At 43.6% G+C, this 16,964-nt stretch carries 14 protein-coding genes and 1 pseudogene; 5 read left to right on the top strand and 10 right to left on the bottom strand.

The window, feature by feature from the left end; translation table 11 throughout:
* Positions 1–54: 54 nt before the first annotated feature.
* Positions 55–378, top strand: a complete 324-nt coding sequence (locus N7U62_RS19070) for a hypothetical protein (RefSeq protein ID WP_264139681.1) — start codon at positions 55–57, stop codon at positions 376–378.
* Here the strand turns inward: N7U62_RS19070 and porT are convergent, their stop codons facing one another.
* The gene (gene porT, locus N7U62_RS19065) at positions 379–1,158 is read right to left on the bottom strand and encodes a type IX secretion/gliding motility protein PorT/SprT (protein WP_264139680.1); all 780 of its coding nucleotides are present in this window, start codon (positions 1,156–1,158) and stop codon (positions 379–381) included.
* The gene (gene ubiE / locus N7U62_RS19060) at positions 1,107–1,829 is read right to left on the bottom strand and encodes a bifunctional demethylmenaquinone methyltransferase/2-methoxy-6-polyprenyl-1,4-benzoquinol methylase UbiE (RefSeq protein WP_264139679.1); all 723 of its coding nucleotides are present in this window, start codon (positions 1,827–1,829) and stop codon (positions 1,107–1,109) included. The genes porT and ubiE overlap by 52 nt, the downstream gene beginning before the upstream one ends.
* Before the next feature lie 326 nt (positions 1,830–2,155).
* Between ubiE and N7U62_RS19055 the strand changes: the two genes are divergently transcribed.
* From N7U62_RS19055 to N7U62_RS19045, 3 genes are all read left to right on the top strand, one after another.
* Positions 2,156–3,577: a tagaturonate reductase gene (locus N7U62_RS19055; protein WP_264139678.1), complete on the top strand. Its 1,422-nt coding sequence runs from the start codon at positions 2,156–2,158 to the stop codon at positions 3,575–3,577.
* Positions 3,574–5,211: a UxaA family hydrolase gene (locus N7U62_RS19050; RefSeq protein ID WP_318840715.1), complete on the top strand. Its 1,638-nt coding sequence runs from the start codon at positions 3,574–3,576 to the stop codon at positions 5,209–5,211. The genes N7U62_RS19055 and N7U62_RS19050 overlap by 4 nt, the downstream gene beginning before the upstream one ends.
* A gap of 225 nt (positions 5,212–5,436) precedes the next feature.
* Positions 5,437–6,444 (top strand): hypothetical protein, encoded by a 1,008-nt coding sequence (locus N7U62_RS19045; RefSeq protein WP_264139677.1) that lies wholly within the window; start codon positions 5,437–5,439, stop codon positions 6,442–6,444.
* An 85-nt stretch (positions 6,445–6,529) separates the two neighbouring features.
* Here the strand turns inward: N7U62_RS19045 and N7U62_RS19040 are convergent, their stop codons facing one another.
* Positions 6,530–7,252 (bottom strand): ABC transporter permease, encoded by a 723-nt coding sequence (locus N7U62_RS19040; protein ID WP_264139676.1) that lies wholly within the window; start codon positions 7,250–7,252, stop codon positions 6,530–6,532.
* 341 nt (positions 7,253–7,593) lie between these two features.
* On the opposite strand from N7U62_RS19040, the gene N7U62_RS19035 reads away from it, so the two are divergent.
* Positions 7,594–8,310: a hypothetical protein gene (locus N7U62_RS19035; protein WP_264139675.1), complete on the top strand. Its 717-nt coding sequence runs from the start codon at positions 7,594–7,596 to the stop codon at positions 8,308–8,310.
* Here the strand turns inward: N7U62_RS19035 and N7U62_RS19030 are convergent, their stop codons facing one another.
* The 7 genes and pseudogenes from N7U62_RS19030 to N7U62_RS19000 all read right to left on the bottom strand — a co-directional run bounded on the left by N7U62_RS19030 (position 8,311) and on the right by N7U62_RS19000 (position 16,491).
* Positions 8,311–9,684, bottom strand: coding sequence for a S41 family peptidase (locus tag N7U62_RS19030; protein ID WP_264139674.1), 1,374 nt, complete (start codon positions 9,682–9,684; stop codon positions 8,311–8,313).
* Between the two features lie 54 nt (positions 9,685–9,738).
* Positions 9,739–10,863, bottom strand: a complete 1,125-nt coding sequence (locus N7U62_RS19025; protein ID WP_264139673.1) for a helix-turn-helix domain-containing protein — start codon at positions 10,861–10,863, stop codon at positions 9,739–9,741.
* A gap of 212 nt (positions 10,864–11,075) precedes the next feature.
* The gene (locus tag N7U62_RS19020; RefSeq protein ID WP_264139672.1) at positions 11,076–11,819 is read right to left on the bottom strand and encodes a CPBP family intramembrane glutamic endopeptidase; all 744 of its coding nucleotides are present in this window, start codon (positions 11,817–11,819) and stop codon (positions 11,076–11,078) included.
* Positions 11,820–11,830: 11 nt separating this feature from the next.
* A complete protein-coding gene (locus N7U62_RS19015; RefSeq protein ID WP_264139671.1) occupies positions 11,831–12,244 on the bottom strand; it encodes a hypothetical protein in 414 nt (137 codons plus the stop codon).
* Positions 12,245–12,472: 228 nt separating this feature from the next.
* Positions 12,473–13,939 (bottom strand): alpha/beta hydrolase family protein, encoded by a 1,467-nt coding sequence (locus N7U62_RS19010; protein WP_264139670.1) that lies wholly within the window; start codon positions 13,937–13,939, stop codon positions 12,473–12,475.
* 247 nt (positions 13,940–14,186) lie between these two features.
* Complete coding sequence (locus tag N7U62_RS19005) at positions 14,187–14,729, bottom strand: peroxiredoxin family protein (RefSeq protein ID WP_264139669.1); 543 nt, start codon at positions 14,727–14,729, stop codon at positions 14,187–14,189.
* Positions 14,730–14,781: 52 nt separating this feature from the next.
* Positions 14,782–16,491, bottom strand: a pseudogene (locus tag N7U62_RS19000) (GH39 family glycosyl hydrolase).
* Positions 16,492–16,964 lie beyond the last annotated feature (473 nt).

The raw sequence follows: 16,964 nt of genomic DNA, 5'->3' as shown, positions 1-16,964 counted from the left end.
GTTGTAGAAAAATTTATCTAATTTGCATAACTAACAACCATTAGTCCAAAAGATTTGAAAAAGATATTAGTCATACTATTAGCTCTTGCGTCATCGACCGTTTCCTATGCCGAAACCGTTACAGACAAGAGCGAGAAAACCAAATCAGAAAAAGAAAACAAGGAATACAATCCTGAAGAACTTAAAGGTCATTCGGATCCTTCTTTGGAAGTGGTTAAGCCTGAACAAAAGGTGGAAAGCAAGAGCCAGGAGGTCAACAACGATCCTGATTCCAGTTATTATTCAGTAAACAAGTTCAATTACTTGTTCTATTATGTTTACAAAATCAAATATTTGAGCGAAGACGATCCAGAAATGATCATGGGCGTGGAGCCTTAATTATCGCTTGTATTTACCTCCCTTACGTCTGAATGTAGACGGTCCCCCTTCGAAAGTAATATAGAACGCCAGGCTATGAATGGTCAAGCGCTGCAATGGCGCGCTGAAATCATTCTGCTCCTCGGCTAGGACATCCAGCAATCCAAAAGAGTAGCGAATCTCCGGCGAAAATTTGAACAGGGGCTGATAGAGATCCATGCCTATTCCCACATCCACGGAGAGGTTAAAGTTCTTAGTGAGCAATCGGTCAGTATCCTCTCTTTCTTTAGAACTAGCAGCTTTGAACGAAGGGTTGATTCCTCCTAAAAAATACATACGTCTGTTTCTTCGGCGGACAGATTTATATTTCAAGAGAATAGGCAATTCTACATAAGTCGGGTCTCTCAACTCTTCTAGTATTTTACCATTTGTGTATCGATAGTTCAATTGTAGTTGGTTGAATCCCACAGTTGGTGTCAGGCGTACATCCAGTGTTTCAAAAATGTGATAATCTACGATAAACCCGATTTTAAATCCCATTTTGGAAGGAGGAACCACCGAGTGCAGCGTATCGAATTCAGGCGTCACATAATCATCCACATATTCCAAACGGTAATTGGCCGTATGCAATCCCATCAGGAAGCCATAATGCCAATGTTGCTCGTCAAAATTAGGCAAGTTGACAGTACTATTGATTTGGGCAAAAGTGGGAGACACTGCCAAGCCCATCAACAGCAAAAAACTGACAACTATTTTACTGCCGTGTAGATAGAGCTGATGCCGAAAGTGAGTGGAATGCATGTGGTCTGTTTAAATCCCAATTTATTTAAAATGGCTAAGAAATCATCGCCATATGGAAATTCCTGAACGGATTCGGGCAAATAGGTATAGGCAGAATTGTCTTTCGAAACGACTTTACCAATCAAGGGCAAAACGCTGTTCGAGTAAAAACTATAAAGCTGCTTCATTGGGAATTTAGTTGGTGTCGAAAACTCCAACACTACCATCTTCCCTCCTGGCTTTAATACACGCTGCATATCAGCCAATCCTTTCTCCAAATCCTGGAAATTTCTTACTCCAAAAGCAACGACCACAGCGTCAAACTTATTGTCTTCAAACAGGAGCTGCTCTGAATCACCCATGGACATTTCGATCTTATCCTCATAGCCGAGACGTTTCATTTTTTCACGTCCCATATCGAGCATGCCCTCCGAGATGTCTACACCTATTACCTTTTCAGGATTCAGCTTCAAAGCCTCTATGGCCAGATCACCCGTACCTGTAGCGACATCCAATATCAACTTTGGCTGATCGGCTTTAAGCTGTCGAATGGCCTTTTTCCTCCACAGGATATCTATCCCCATACTCAGGAAGTGATTGAGAAAATCATAACGCTTACTGATGCTATTAAACATCTCAGCTACTTGTTCCTTTTTACTCCCCTCTTTGTCTTTATAAGGTAATACTGTCAAAGCTTTGTCTTTTTTTGGAGTGCAATATTAAGGAGTTCGGTGTTGATTCTTTCTGAAAAAAAAAGAAATCTGCTGACAATAAGGCCTGACTGACATTCTCCAGAATTTTCGATTTCAGCTTTCAAGCAGGTTTTGATCAATGACCAACCTGCCCCATACTGATGATTTTCCTTCCATTATCGTTTTTTATTCCATCCAATATTGTACATTTGTGATGTTGTGTGAACGTACACGCAAAAGCCTTAGACAACCAGAGGCTTTTTTACATGTAAAATGCGTTAACGTACACTCAGAAAATTGACTAACGACTGAAAATAATTATAGACATGAAAGCACTCAACAAACAAACGGCTCCAGGTGCTGAGCTTCCAATCAAAATTTTACAATTCGGTGAGGGCAATTTCCTCAGAGCTTTCGCGGATTGGATGGTAGATCTAATGAATGAAAACAATGACTACCAGCATGGTGTGGCAGTGGTACAACCCATCGCTCAAGGTATGACTCAGATGCTCAGAGATCAGGATAGCAGATACCACCACATCTATCGTGGATTGCAGGGTGGAAAAGCCATCAGCGAAACCCGTCTGATATCTTGTATTCAGGAATCTATTGATCCTTTTCAAACTCCTGAGGCCTATTTTGAGTTTGCGAAACTGGACAGTCTGGAAATCGTGATCTCCAATACGACCGAAGCTGGCATTGTATTCAAAGAAGAAGCACAACCAGCGGCCAATGAATTGGCTGAAACTTTCCCTGGAAAAGTGACCCAATTGTTAGCAGCTAGATTTAAGCACTTCAGCGGTCAGGCGGACAAAGGGCTCAACTTCATCCCAGTAGAATTGATCGATAAGAATGGTGAAAAATTGAAAGAGGCCATTTTGAACTATGCGGATCATTGGGGTCTAAGTGACGATTTCAAGGCATGGGTGGATACTCATTGCCATTTTGCTAACACCCTGGTGGATCGTATCGTACCTGGATACCCAAGAGATGAGGTAAAAGACATTCAGGCAAGTGTAGGTTATGAAGATAACCTTATCGTGTCTTCCGAAATCTTTCACCTGTGGGTAATAGAAGGTGACGAGTCGATACAGAAAGCATTCCCTGCTGACAAATGCGGCATGAATGTGATCTACACCAAAGACCTGAGCCCTTACAGAACCAGAAAGGTACGTATCCTCAATGGTGCCCATACCTCTATGGTGCCTGTTGGATTGCTCAACGGAATCGAAACTGTAAAAGAAACCGTAGAAGATGATAAAGTGGGGCCATTCGTTCGTCAGATTATTTTTGAAGAAATCGCTCCAACGATCGATTTACCAAAAGACGAACTAGAAGCCTATGCCGAAGAGGTATTGGAGAGATTCAGAAATCCATACATCCGTCATGAGTTAAAGTCCATCGCGCTGAACTCTATATCGAAGTTTAAGGTACGTGTATTGCCCTCTCTTTTGGACTATCTAGCGGCCAAAAAAGAATTGCCTGATGGCCTGGTGACAGCATTTGCGCATTTGATCCATCTCTATCTAAGCGATTTCGAAATCCAGGACAATGAAGAAGTCAAAACCTACTTCGAAAAGTTGAAAACAGAATCAATTGAACCCGCTGAATTGGCTCAAAAAGTATTGGGCGAAAGCAGTTTCTGGGATCAGGATCTGAATCAGGTAGAAGGTCTTTCTGCACTATTGGCTGAGAAACTGGCTGCATTGAAAGAAGGAAAAAAAGTAACTGAAATTTTAGCATCATGAATCGAGCCATCACCATCAACGACACAGACAACCTGGGCGTAGCGCTCACGGATCTGAAAAAAGGAGAAGAGATCGAGTTGGGTCAATACAAAGTGACCTTGCAGCATGACATCCCTGCCAAGCACAAATTTGCTTTGCATGATCTGGCTGTAGGAGGCGAAATGTTCATGTATGGATTGGTAGTAGGTACTGCCAAGGAACCCATCGCGGCTGGAGCACCTATCACGGTAGCTAATACTGCGCACAAGGCCACCGAATTTTCGGACAAGGCAACTGCGGAATTTCACTGGACAGCTCCCGATGTGAGCCGTTTCGAAAATCGCACTTTCATGGGCTACCATAGAGAAGACGGACAGGTAGGGACTGACAACATCTGGTTGGTATTTCCGCTGGTATTCTGCGAAAACAGAAACATCCTGACCCTGAAAAAAGCATTCGAGTCAGCGCTTGGCTATACGTCTGGCGATACTTATCAGGAGCTCGCTCACGCCCTGGTGCAAAAGCACCAGGCGGGCGAAGCATTCGATACCGCTACTTTACAAAAAGTAGCAGCAGAGCCAAAGAAAGAAGTTTTTGAAAACGTTAAAATCAAATTCATCACACACCAGGCAGGATGTGGTGGGACCCGAGAGGACAGCGACACCCTATGTCGTCTGCTTGCAGGATACCTGAAAAATCCAAACGTTGCGGGTGCTACGGTTTTGAGTCTGGGCTGTCAAAATGCCCAGGTATCCGTGCTACAGGATGCGATCAAAGACAAGAGTGGCGAGTTGACCAAGCCTTTGTTGATCTTTGATCAGCAGGAAACGGGAACAGAGACTGATTTGATTGAAAATGCCATGAAGGCAACCTTCAAAGAGCTAATCGAAGCGAACAAACTGAAGCGCGAGCCTGCACCTCTTTCTAAATTGACCATAGGTCTGGAGTGTGGGGGGTCTGACGGATTCTCAGGCATCTCGGCTAACCCTACTTTAGGACACGTATCTGATATGATCGCAGCGATGGGTGGCAAGGCGATTCTCGCTGAGTTCCCAGAACTATGTGGGGTAGAGCAGGAATTGATCAACAGAACTAAAAATCCAGCCCATGCGACCAAATTCATCAACCTGATGCGCTCCTATGCCAAAGCAGCAGAAGACGCGGGCTCAGGCTTTGACATGAATCCATCGCCAGGCAACATCAAAGACGGTCTGATCACCGACGCGATGAAATCGGCAGGTGCAGCCAAGAAAGGTGGTAGCTCCCCGATCGTAGATGTACTGGACTACACTGAGTATGCAGAAACTCCAGGCTTCAGCTTGCTATGTACTCCAGGTAACGATGTGGAATCAACCACAGGCCTGGTAGGATCTGGCGCGAACGTGGTATTGTTCACCACAGGCTTGGGAACCCCGACGGGCAACCCAATCGCTCCGATACTCAAAGTTTCTTCCAACACGAAACTGGCAGAACGTATGCCGGACATCATTGACATCAATGCTGGTGAAGTAATAGAAGGAAAGAAAAGCATCCCAGAAATGGCCGAGGAAATGCTCGAACAGGTGATCAAAATCGCCAGTGGAGAGGTAGAATCCAAGGCTGTAAAAATGGGACATGAAGATTTCATTCCATGGAAACGTGGTGTGTCACTTTAGTCTATGTGACTCAAGGGTTCAATACTGTCCGTAACTCTTGTATTAAATGACTAAACTATTGTTGTTTGGGAAGCCGATTCTATCATCTGATAGGATCGGCTTTTTTTTGGAGTAGGTATAAGAAGTGCTAAAAAAATATATGTACATACAATACTTCTTATAAAATATTGTTTTAATATAACTGTGCCTAAATGACTCAACTATTAAAAACAAAAAACACATTACATGTATCTGAAACAAAAAATAAGCAGACTTGGACTTGTATTAATCGGAATTAGCATTCTTGTATCCTGTAAAGAAGAAGAGACTCCTAATTATAATGACAAACAAATTCTCACAGTTAGTCTGGACGGAAATGCTTATGTACTAAAAGATGGAGAGGAATTCACAACCAGTGGAGACAAAAACGCCATTTTTTCAGCCCATTATGACGAAATAGATAGAAGATTAAGTTTTGAAACTTACTCCACTTCGATAAATGGTCTGGAATATTTGAAAGTAAGCATGTATGCCTATGATTGGTGGTATGGAGAGGGAGGTATTAGATATGAAAATGAAGGTGTAGATAGTAATGGAAATTTAAAATTGAATCATGAAGTTCAACCCTATTCCTTATTCTTCGAAATCCAGGCAGGAGGCGAGAGATACATTTCAGAGGTAGGTACTGGCATGTATACCAACTATGACGAATATTTGGAATTGCTAAATTATCAAGTCGAGGCAGACGAAGTGAGTGCATATATGATGCTTACTGATTTATTTTCTAATGGCACAGAAAAATACGTGGATGGACAAAAGCTAGATTACCCCAATGAAAGATTTGCTGGGGTCATATCAATACCTTTTGTTGATCAAAATGGCATCTCACATGATCTTGACTTGGACTTTGATATCCGAGGAGAAAACGTGGTTCACGGAGAGATAGATTTCGAATCTTCCGGCCCCTCTTCCTGTCCGGTGGGTTCTTACAGAATCGAGGTTTGCAATGGCTACTACCAGTACCTGCATTTCTATTCTGATGGAAGCGGAAAAGCAGTAGTCGAGGATTGTACCGGACAGTGTGAAGCGGTCAATGAGTTTAACTGGACAGCCGATGGAAGTCAGATTCATTACAACTTTACCAAATCATATGGCTGTGGAGTAGAAGTGGATCCTCCAGCACCTTCTTCTGACAACTATAGCTGCGAAGATGACGGAATTACAGTCAACGGCAATTATCTAGTGTCATACTAGCAAAATCTTTCACTAGAAAAAATAATCCATAAAGCCAATTCTATCATCTGATAGGATCGGCTTTTGTTTTTTTCTCCAGCCAGTTTCAATCCCTGCCTGACGAATCAAAACTAGATCTAACGAGCAAAAGAAAAATAGAAACAGAAATACCCGCCGATCCAAAAGCCATGCACATGACCATGATTTGGTATCGCACCGCTATCAAAGGAGAAACCCCGGACAAGATTTGTCCCGTCATCATTCCTGGCAGAGAAACCAGCCCCACTGCAAACAGGGAGTTGGTAATGGGGATCAGGGCGGCATGCATGGCAGTGTTTCTGGCTGCCAAATAGTTTTCCCCTCTTCCCAATTCAGAACTCAGTCGCTCACCGGCAAGACTCACGCAATTCATCGCATTGGCAAAAATCATCCCCGCCAATGGAATGAGGTACTGCGGCATATACCATGGATCCAGCATCAGCACCCCCTGTGACACCAGCATGAGCACGGCGCCTCCTCCTACCACAATTGATGCAAAAGCTTTCGTAAACAACTCCATGCGTCGGTCACTCAGCGTCCTCAGCGCAATCCAGCTGGAAGAAAACAACATGACTGCCAACACAGCCATGACTATCCAGGCACTATCAGATTCGAAAATATATGTCAGCACATAACCGACCAACACCAACTGCACCACCATACGTGCCACAGCCCAAAGCGAACTTTTGATCCCTTGTTTCCACCTCCATAAAACAAACAACACCACTACCACGGGTACAAAGGCCACCATCAAATTGGGGATGGATATGATTTGAATAGACTTGTCCATAGTCATCTGCTTAGCTTCTCACCCACGAAATTAATGCAACCTGTGCATTGCATTGGAATAAGAACAAGTTGCTGTTCAACCTGAATTGTTCAATTCAGGAGTTAATAGTTATTTGCCACTGAGTTATTGGGTTAATTTTCAATGGTTTACATTGATATCATTTGTTACAAAATAACCAAAATGGTTATTGAGTATTTATGCATTTATAAACGAAAATCAAGTTTCTATTAACTCCTGCCCACCGTACAGGGTACTCCGGCAAGCGGGTAATAACTGATTAGCCATTAATTCCGATTTTGCCTATCATAAATCGGATTCAATTATCTCTGTATTTTTGCTCCATGCCAGCAAAGAATCAGGTAGCAAGAATCACTGAAGTAGACCGAAATGGCCTGCAAACGGAAATCGATACGCTTAAACGGCAGATTGAATCCATCAGAAGCATCATTGAGTCCTTTGAATCGAAACTCCGTGCCGAACTGGTAGATGAGCTAATCTTGGAGATGGAATTGAGCGCGCTCTATAAGGAACAGAAGAAGGCAAAAAAAGAAAAGCGCCTGGAACAAAAGAAAAGAGGCAAAAACTATCAGGAACCCAAAGGACTAATCAAATCACCCCCTTCTGAAAAGACGGATAAGAGCCCAGTAGATGCAAAGGCACTGAAAAAGCTCTATCGAGAAGCCATGCTACTGATCCATCCAGACAAATTCTCCATGCAGGATGACAAACAGGAGATGGCTCATGAGGCCACTACTCAACTGATCCAGCTTTATCGTCAGGGAGATCTGGAAGCCTTGCAGACCTATGTCAGCCATATCTTAACTGGTGAACTGACAGAAGGCAAAGCTCCTATGAATTTGGTTCCTAAAGATGTAGATCCACTGGAGTACCTCAAGCGTGAGTTGGATAGGTTAAGAACGGAGCTATCCTCCCTCCAAAACAAATTGACCTATCAAGTTTGGACCACCTATGACGATCCATATACCTTCATCGAGGAGCTACGAGCCTATTATCTCGACAGGATCGCCAAGCTGAAAAAAAGGACTCGAACGAAGTAATCAATCATTCAACTTTTGTAATAAACCGTCCAGTATTTCATCTTCCTCGTCCAGCAAATGATCTCTGATCAAAATATCAGGAATGACTCCTTCTGGTTTTTCGCTACCATTGACCCTGACCATATACCCTTTCGATACTTGAACTTCAATTTGAGTTTGCGGTAAGGCAAACCGAAATACTGAAGCATATAGAGAGGGATAATCACCCGTTTCTTCTCCCACAATCGTAGCCCATCCGTAATCCTGAAACTGAGAAGCAGTCACTGCTGCCTGTGAATGAGATTGTCTGTTTACCAAAACATAAACATCCCCCATAAACCGCTCTTCTTTAGGCCTGGGCTCACAATCCTCAAAATCAAAATCGTAGATTTCTCCATTTTCATGCACGAAAACTTCCCTCCAATAGGCTTCTGTTGTATCATAGCGCTGTCTGACATGATCCTTTAGAATGGAGCTGGTTTTAAGACTAAAAGCAGAATTCCATTGAAAGGGACGATCAGCTACATAGGCGAGTAGATAATCACTAAATGAATTGTCTCCCCCTCCATTGTTCCTCAGGTCGATGATCAGGTTTTGGCTGTTCTTCTTTTTGATCTCGATGAATGCGGAATCAATAAACTGTCGATAGGCGGGCTCATCTCCAGAAAAACTTCCAGGATTTAGATAGGCCGATTGCTGCAGAAACTCTAGCGTCAATTGTGAATCTATGATCTCATTTCGCTTCATCTCATAGCCTCCGATTAGCTCCACAGCTTCCAGCATGTACTTTCGTATTCCTTCCTTGGACCGAACTTCTATCTCAAATCCCTCCTGCTCACCAAAAACCTGCCAATACAATCTTGGAAATGAATAAAGCTCAATCTTTGCCAATTTGAGATAAGCCCGTTCGGCAGATATATGTAAAGAGATTTCTTCAACAATATCCTCTATCGGCCTGCCATTAATACTTAGGAGTTCAGTCCCAACTTCTATTTCCTCGACAGCACTCCAATTTTTCCTTACCCAGTATTGACCTGACTCAAAGGCCAGTTCTAAAGGGAACAGGGTGCCCCCGTTCTCCGCATATCTCATATATGATGTAAAAGGAAAATCGATACTGGTATGTCCTATATCTGCTTTGGCCACTACGCGCTGAAAAAGTGATCTAGCCTCGAGTTCACTCAGACTATCGCCTTTGATTTCCCCTCGAACCTTTTCAAAATTACTTTCAAAATCCTCTCTGGTAGTGTAAGCATAGAGATCATAATGCGCTCCTTCGAGCGCCTCTTTGAGATACAGCATATCCGACTTGACTTGCTCGCTGGTATAGGCATTCTGTGCTACTACTGCATTCACCGCGAAAATCAAAACAAGGACACAAAGACTTCTTTTCATGACTTTTTTCGTGCAAGAATAAGGTGCGAATTAGCGACAAGCGTCCGAATGCATCTATTCGGACTTATTTTTTTGTGCTTTGGCATATTCTCCAGGCGTTTGTCCAGTTGCTTTTTTGAAAACATGATTAAAAGTAGATTTGGACTTAAATCCACACTCGTAGGCATGTCCTAACAATGTCAATCTATCACGATCTTCTCTGCTCATTCTTTCCTTGAAAGCTTCTACTCTATGGTCATTGATATACTCATAAAAATTCTGGCCAAAGCTTTGATTGATCAGAGCGGAAACCTGACGAGGGTTAAGACCAAGCAACTCAGACAATCTGGATAAATCCAAATCAGAATCCAGATAAGGCCGCTGACTCTTCATCAATTCATTTAGCCTTTGAAGCTGTTCCGCATTCGGAGGATTGACTTGCGTTTTCGAATCTTCTGGCTGTTTAATATCTACTTGTAGATGTGACCTCATATAACCACGAAATCCTATCCAGCAGGTAACCACAGCCAAGCCCACGAAGGTGGGTAAAAAGTAATACTCTCTGAGCGTTCTATCAAAAACAAAGCGGTCGATCTCTGTCAAAAGCATCCATCCAATCCAAAACCCAGAATAGACAATCACTGGAAGCGTCAGCCAGCGGAGAGACCTGTCTTCTATATTAGAATAATGATCCTGGAGCCATCGATGATGTCGGTAGAGCCTCCGCAAAGAAAATATGGTATAAACCGTAATAGAAAGTATCCCGAACCACTGCTCTGCTAAATAAATACTAGTAAAAGGGTGAGGCACATCATCGTACATGCCATCTGCCCCTAATCTATATATGGAGGTTCTGTAAAATACAATCTCCAGAGCAACAGGAAGAAAATGTACCCAGTCTTTTTTGCTAAAGCGGAAACCCTGATCGGTAATACTCCTTGTATAAAAATAAAGGGCAGGGCCAATGCCAAACAATAACTCCAACTGCACATACCTGAACACATAAAAAATATCATAGCTAATCAGGACATTGACGAGTGCGATATTGAGCGCCATTAGGGCAAAAAAGAAAACTACCAGAGCCAGAAAAACATTGGATTGGCTTCTCGGGCGCTTGGCCAGAAGCAATCCACTCAGCAGTATCGCCTGAAGAGTAAAAACAAAAATGATCGTTGATAAAACCGGACTTGGGTTACTCATGATAGATTGATCCCTTGTTCAATAAACTGAAGATGTAATCAATTCAATAGTCGCTTCAAAAAGCGATCAGCTAATCAAATGACTCCATAATTTCACGGCATCACAAATTGAACACACATCAGCATTTTAAATTTCATCGCAATATAGCTAGCGATCAAACCAATTATAGATGGTCAGTTAGATGGAAACAAGAAAAACACAGGACTTGACAATCAAAGCCAATAAAAAATACAATAAATCATCCCAAGATTGAATCCGGCATGGCAGATGATGGCCCCTAAGATGGACCCCGACTTCTCTTTCATCTGAAAGAAAACAAGGCTGACCAAAAACATAGCTATCACCCAAATAATCGTCGGTAAGAAATAGAAATTCCATCCACCCGCTACGTACACCAATCCAAAATGAGCTATATGAGTAAGAGCGAATGCAGCACTATCAATCAAAGAGGCTAATTTCTCTCCCAGAGAGTTGGCAAAACTGCCATGGACAATGCCACGAAAAAACAACTCCTCCCCAATCGGACTAAATATCATGCCTGTTCCGGCCATTACAGCAAACAAAACATTCTTGTCCTCTGGCGAGATCCCATCGGGGATATTGTATGACTGGCCAACATAGACATACCAATTCTGAAAAGTACCGCTGTATAGCAGATCACCAATAAAATACAAAGCCAATGCTAGAGCCAGGCCTGATACAAATGACATGAACAGGGCGGGCCAATTGCTGGGTTTCCTGACCCCAATCTGCGCAGCTCCCTTTCGCCCTATGAAAACAAAGGGCACAAGGGCAGAAACCATCATAATCGCCCCAATAGGACCGTAGTTGGCTGTTTGATTGGCTTGCAAGACCAGGTAAAAGCGAGGGATACAAATAATGGAAATGAGAAAGAGGCCCAACTTCCAGTCAAATGAAAAGTAAGGCCGCCAAAAAGGTCTCAATGGAGAATTCATTAAAACAAGGTTTAAAGCACAGCGGTTTTCACTGTCATCTCCACTTCAAACACCTGCTCATCATTATTTTCCATAGCGATCCCCCAGTTGAGTTCCTCATCGAGGTAGAGCGGTGTACGGTGATGTTCCTCATTCAGGTTCTTCCACTCACCTGCGTTCCTTTCGTAGAACACCGCCTGATGCACCAACTCGCCATTCACCTTTTCTACGATATACTTGATGGCAAAATCTCCACCATTGTTTAATTCGATGGGCGTGGGATCCTGAGCATTTGGCACAATCTTCAACGGCTCTGAACTCTCACATGTCAGCATTTCGCCATAAAGGTTGACCTTTTCAATTTTCAGTTCAGTTTGGTAATTGCTTTTCTCTTGTTTTTCCATGCCACAGGATAGTAGCCAAACAAGCGATAATAAGGTTAGCATTGGTCTTTTCATCATTTAGTATTAGTAGGTTTCACATTCATTTTTGCTCAGGACTACAGCCTAAACTGCGCCTCTGTATCATTTTTCTCAAGAATGCTGTACAAGGATGAAGCTGCATGACAACATCCTGTATATCAATAATAACAAGAAACCTTCGGCAATACAAAAAAACGCCATCCGACTCATCAGGTCGAACGGCGCTGAAATGATTAAACTATAACCAAAAAGCTACTGAATGGAATCTCCCTTGTAAACTTTCATTTCCAATTCTTCGAACTGTTCTCCTATACTCTCAGGATTTGCTCCCTGATCACCCTTCAGGTGCTTATCAAAAAAGGAAGTAACCAAACGGGTTACGATCTCCATCCCTCGATAGGGGTCGATCTCTCCCGTTCCTGCCAGTGACTTGACTGGGATCATAAAAGGAATATCCATAAAGTTAGGATGACCGGATTTCAGCAATTTGGTCTCGTAAAAGTAATCCGTACTTTTATTGTTATAGATGTGAGAATTGACATCCTCATGCTCTGCTGGCCAGTCTGCCGACACATACAAGAAGGGCAGTTGATAGGTCGTGTCAATCAGATTGCCCCAGGTAATCCCATCGATATTGGCAGCAGCCTTGACACGATTGTCCAGCAATGGCACTTTACCTGCGGCTCCTCCTCCATTGGAGTGACCCAACACTCCTATACTGTTTAGATCGAGATGCCCCTTGAGCGTCCCGCCAGAATTCCACTGTTCCAGGAGATCAATCGTATAGATCATATCCTCTGCCCATCGATCCACCGATTGGCTTTCGTAAAACTCCTTTACTGCCTTCTTTACAATGGGATGACGTTCCTCATAAGACAAGCCATTTTTGAAGGCATCGATGAGAGGATACATGGCATCCATTCCATTGGCCGAGATTTCTCTTTGAAAATCATAGTCAAAGTACTTCTTTCTTCCATCAGGAAATGTAGTCCCCAGGCTTTCATAAGTGTGATTCATATTGATGATCACATAACCCTGGCTGGCTATTTCGGTTAAAAGGGCATAGTAGCCAGTCGCCTTTGATCCATAGCCATGAGAAAAAATCAATACGGGGAAGTTACCGTCAGCCACAGGGATACCAGGGTGAACATAGGTCTCTACTCTATCCAGATAGTTGAGCGCTGAAGGCGGCAAGCCGTACTTGGTCGCAAAGCCTTCTCGACTCGCCTGATCGATGTAGTCATCCCCATCCAGAGAAGACACATCGGCCTGACTCGGATACCAAATCTTATACATAAGCTCCCTTTTATCATTTGGATCCTGGGTGATGATTTCGTCTCGGTCTGTCTGTACATAGACAGATTCTGTTCCTACCGCATAGGCACCACGCGGTTCTGGCAAGTGGAACACCGGTAAAACACTCGGTAACAACCAGGCTATAAAGGCCACCAAAATAAGCCCGACAAAACCCAGTATCCGTAGAAAAGTCAATCGAACTGTATTGGATGCATCAACCGCCTGAATCCTCCAGACCAATAGAATGAATAATAAATAGGCCGGAAACATCTGCCAGCGCCAACCTTCTAGTAGCAAGTGAAGGGACATTATGATTCCTAAAAAAATAAGCACATAATTGGACGGGATGCGCCACAACAATCGTCGTTTGACAAAGGGCAAAACAGTCACTGTCAATAGAATAATAATTTCGAAAATTCTCATAACTCGTCTCGTTCAATTAATCGTAAAACAGGCTACAAAGCTTATTTGAGGAGGTTTCAAACGCAATGTAGAATCCGTGTCTAAACCTGCTATTCGCCGATTAAAGGCTACAGAAAGCCGAAAACGAGTACTTAAAAAAAGATGGGGTTGATTCTAATGCTTTTTATAAAGGTGCCATTCCAGGACATAGGTATTTAAAATACGATCTTCCTTTTTTTATAAAATACAATTCATCGAAGGTAGTAAGTCATCCACCAATTAATTCCTTAAGATGTGTCTCTAAATCAAAACTAGACAGATCATCAAGCAGAATCACCCCCTCCGGATCGATCAAAAAATTTCTGGGAATATAATTCACTCCGTATGCCCGTGGAACTGCTGCATAAATCCCCTGTAGGTCACTAACAGTCGTCCAGGTGATAGAATCTTCGCTAACTGCAGCGCTCCAACGAGATCTAAATTGATCCATGGTTACTCCCACAACCTCAAAGCCTTTATCCTTGTATTCCTGATACACATCCAACATATAAGGATGTTTGGTTCGACATGCCCCGCAGTCTGCTTTCCAAAAGTTGAGCAGTACATATTTGCCTCTGAAATCAGATAAGGCTATTGAATCTCCATCAAGATTAATCAGCTTGAAATCAATGGCCTGATCACCTACTTCAAGTGCCTTTGGAGCTTCAACTACTTCTACGATTTCATTTTGTTGAGAAGAAGATTCCCTGGTTTTCTTCCCTTCGCAGTGCATCAACACAAGTGTCATTGCTAGAAGAACTAGCTTTTTCATATAGTTGCTCACCCGCCTTTTAATTCAGTCATCCCAAAAAAACACTCATCTTCTATTCCCAATCCAATTTCAGCAAGGAAATCCCCTGACGAGGGAGATCCATCTTAAGATTCAATTTTCCGTTATCAGTTTTAATCCATTGTGGAGAGGAGAACAGGTCTAGTTGACCGGCCTCTTCCAGCTGCTTGATTTGCTCCTGGGTCGGGTTCTGAGGACTGCCCATTTGCTTCCAGAGGGTATAGGAGTTGCTGTGCTCCTGATCGATTCTGAAATGTGTCAAGAGAACCTTATCAGCGGGTAGTCCCTGTAGCGAAATATTGACAGGCGCATCAGGTACTTCCAGATCATTGTTGTCATGGTAGTTCCAGACCATGACAGCCGCACTATTGGTATGGATGGAGGCCTGGGCATTGACATCCGGTTGATCACCACGGACGCTGTTGTCCCGAATGTCGGTGTAGTTATAGCTCAGCACCTCCTGGTTGATAGCCACTCGATCGCCCTGCATCATCCCAAACATCCTAAAGACATTGAGCACTGGCTTGTCCACGCCATTGGTCGCCATGTCCCTAAACCCGGCATACTAGGGTTGATCTTCAAATTCGAATCCCCAGGTAACTGCCCCTAAAAGGTTGACACCATGGTGGTCTGCCAATTGATACTTTCGGGCAAAAGAAGCTGCCGTGTAGCTCGCGTACATCGTGCCATTGCGATACGCGTTGTGCGGATAGTCCGCCTCCGAGCACGCCGCACAGCCTTCTGGATCCGACTCCCCTATGATGATAGGTAGGTCTTTGAGGCTAGGATAAGAAGCGACTACCTCAAATCCCTTACTGATGTCTCTCAGCTGCGCACCCATGTCCATCTGCACCATGCCATCGACTATCTTAGGACTTCCCTTGGCATGAAAGGTGATAAAATCCAGAGGCGCTCCGGTCTCACCTGTCGCATAGTTCTTACCCGAAACCACATGATCCAAAAAAGTACGCAGGTATACCTCGGCCTTGTCCCAATTAGGCCCAGTGGTTTCTGGCCCACCCATTTTGGCTGTTGGCAAGGCGCGTTTGACGGCATCTGCTGAGTAGTCGTAGAGCTTGATATACTCCTCGACTGTGCCCTGCCAGTATCCAATGTTTGGTTCGTTCCACAGCTCCCAGTACCAGCTCTCCACTTCTTCTTTACCGTATCTTTCTACACAGTGTGTCACCCATTGATACACCAGTTCGGCCCATTTTTCATAATCATTCGGAGGGTAGGCCCACCCGGTATAAATATCCTCATAGGCTGCCCCCGGTTTCCAATAGTGGCGGTAGGGTTCAGGTTTGGAAGACAAAGCCTGCGGCATGAAACCTATCTGAGCAAAAGGCTTCATGCCTCGCTCTATATAGGTGTCAAATATCCGGTCCACAATCGTCCAGTCATAGATAGGGTTTCCCTTTTTATCTTCGGTATAGACATTGGTCGATCCCCATTTGAGCCCATGGGTTCCTTCCCCCGTCACCAGCAAACTATGTGCTCTGACAAAAACTGGAACCGGGCTCAATTGGGACATTTCGGTCAGGAGTTTCTGACCGTCCTTCATGTAGGTATAGTTGGGTTCGTCATATCCCCACCAGGCCCAGATCGGATCCATTTTCCCCACTTTTTTGGAAAAATCCACTTCAATAGAAACTGGATCAGAAGATGATTGAGCGTAAATGCCCTGATGCAAATGGAGGGATAAAAACACCAGAACTAGTAGAAACGATTTGAATGTCTGCATGGATTGTAGATTTAGTCTTTGCTTATAGTCCCTCCAAATTAATCAATTCAAATTAGATGATTATGATATGTGCTACGAGCCATTTACAATTTCTGAAAGTATATCGGGTTCATCTCTATCTACTCAACCCCACCTCAACACTCAACCATTTCAGTTCAAAGACGACTGAGTTCAGCAAAAACATGAAATCACTCACCAAAAACATGAACTAGTTCGCCAAAAACATGAACTCGTTCGGTAAAAAGACGAGTCAGTTCGGTTCCGAGGCGAATTCGTTCGGCTCAAAGACAAGACGAGTCATCTTAGAAGTAGGTAGGGTGACCTCTGAAGTACCCTACCCCACCTCCGAAGTGGGTACCCCCACCTCAGAAGTACCCCCTCCCACATCAAAGAGTCGATAGGGTACTTCAAAGATGCGCGCTCGGATATCAAAGACCCGAAGGCGCATCTTTTTGCTCCGAGCTCGCATGTTT

Source organism: Reichenbachiella ulvae, from assembly GCF_025833875.1.
Lineage (GTDB): Bacteria > Bacteroidota > Bacteroidia > Cytophagales > Cyclobacteriaceae > Reichenbachiella > Reichenbachiella ulvae.
Note: the sequence above shows the minus strand (reverse complement) of the source record. Positions and strands in the feature narration are given on the sequence as shown.

Coding starts and splice junctions, on each gene's coding strand:
- N7U62_RS19020 (WP_264139672.1), bottom strand. CDS start 11,819: ATGAATTCTCCATTGAGACCTTTTTGGCGGCCTTACTTTTCATTTGAC.
- N7U62_RS19050 (WP_318840715.1), top strand. CDS start 3,574: ATGAATCGAGCCATCACCATCAACGACACAGACAACCTGGGCGTAGCG.
- N7U62_RS19010 (WP_264139670.1), bottom strand. CDS start 13,939: ATGAGAATTTTCGAAATTATTATTCTATTGACAGTGACTGTTTTGCCC.
- N7U62_RS19055 (WP_264139678.1), top strand. CDS start 2,156: ATGAAAGCACTCAACAAACAAACGGCTCCAGGTGCTGAGCTTCCAATC.
- N7U62_RS19045 (WP_264139677.1), top strand. CDS start 5,437: ATGTATCTGAAACAAAAAATAAGCAGACTTGGACTTGTATTAATCGGA.
- N7U62_RS19035 (WP_264139675.1), top strand. CDS start 7,594: ATGCCAGCAAAGAATCAGGTAGCAAGAATCACTGAAGTAGACCGAAAT.
- N7U62_RS19025 (WP_264139673.1), bottom strand. CDS start 10,863: ATGAGTAACCCAAGTCCGGTTTTATCAACGATCATTTTTGTTTTTACT.
- N7U62_RS19040 (WP_264139676.1), bottom strand. CDS start 7,252: ATGGACAAGTCTATTCAAATCATATCCATCCCCAATTTGATGGTGGCC.
- N7U62_RS19005 (WP_264139669.1), bottom strand. CDS start 14,729: ATGAAAAAGCTAGTTCTTCTAGCAATGACACTTGTGTTGATGCACTGC.
- N7U62_RS19030 (WP_264139674.1), bottom strand. CDS start 9,684: ATGAAAAGAAGTCTTTGTGTCCTTGTTTTGATTTTCGCGGTGAATGCA.
- porT (WP_264139680.1), bottom strand. CDS start 1,158: ATGCATTCCACTCACTTTCGGCATCAGCTCTATCTACACGGCAGTAAA.
- N7U62_RS19015 (WP_264139671.1), bottom strand. CDS start 12,244: ATGCTAACCTTATTATCGCTTGTTTGGCTACTATCCTGTGGCATGGAA.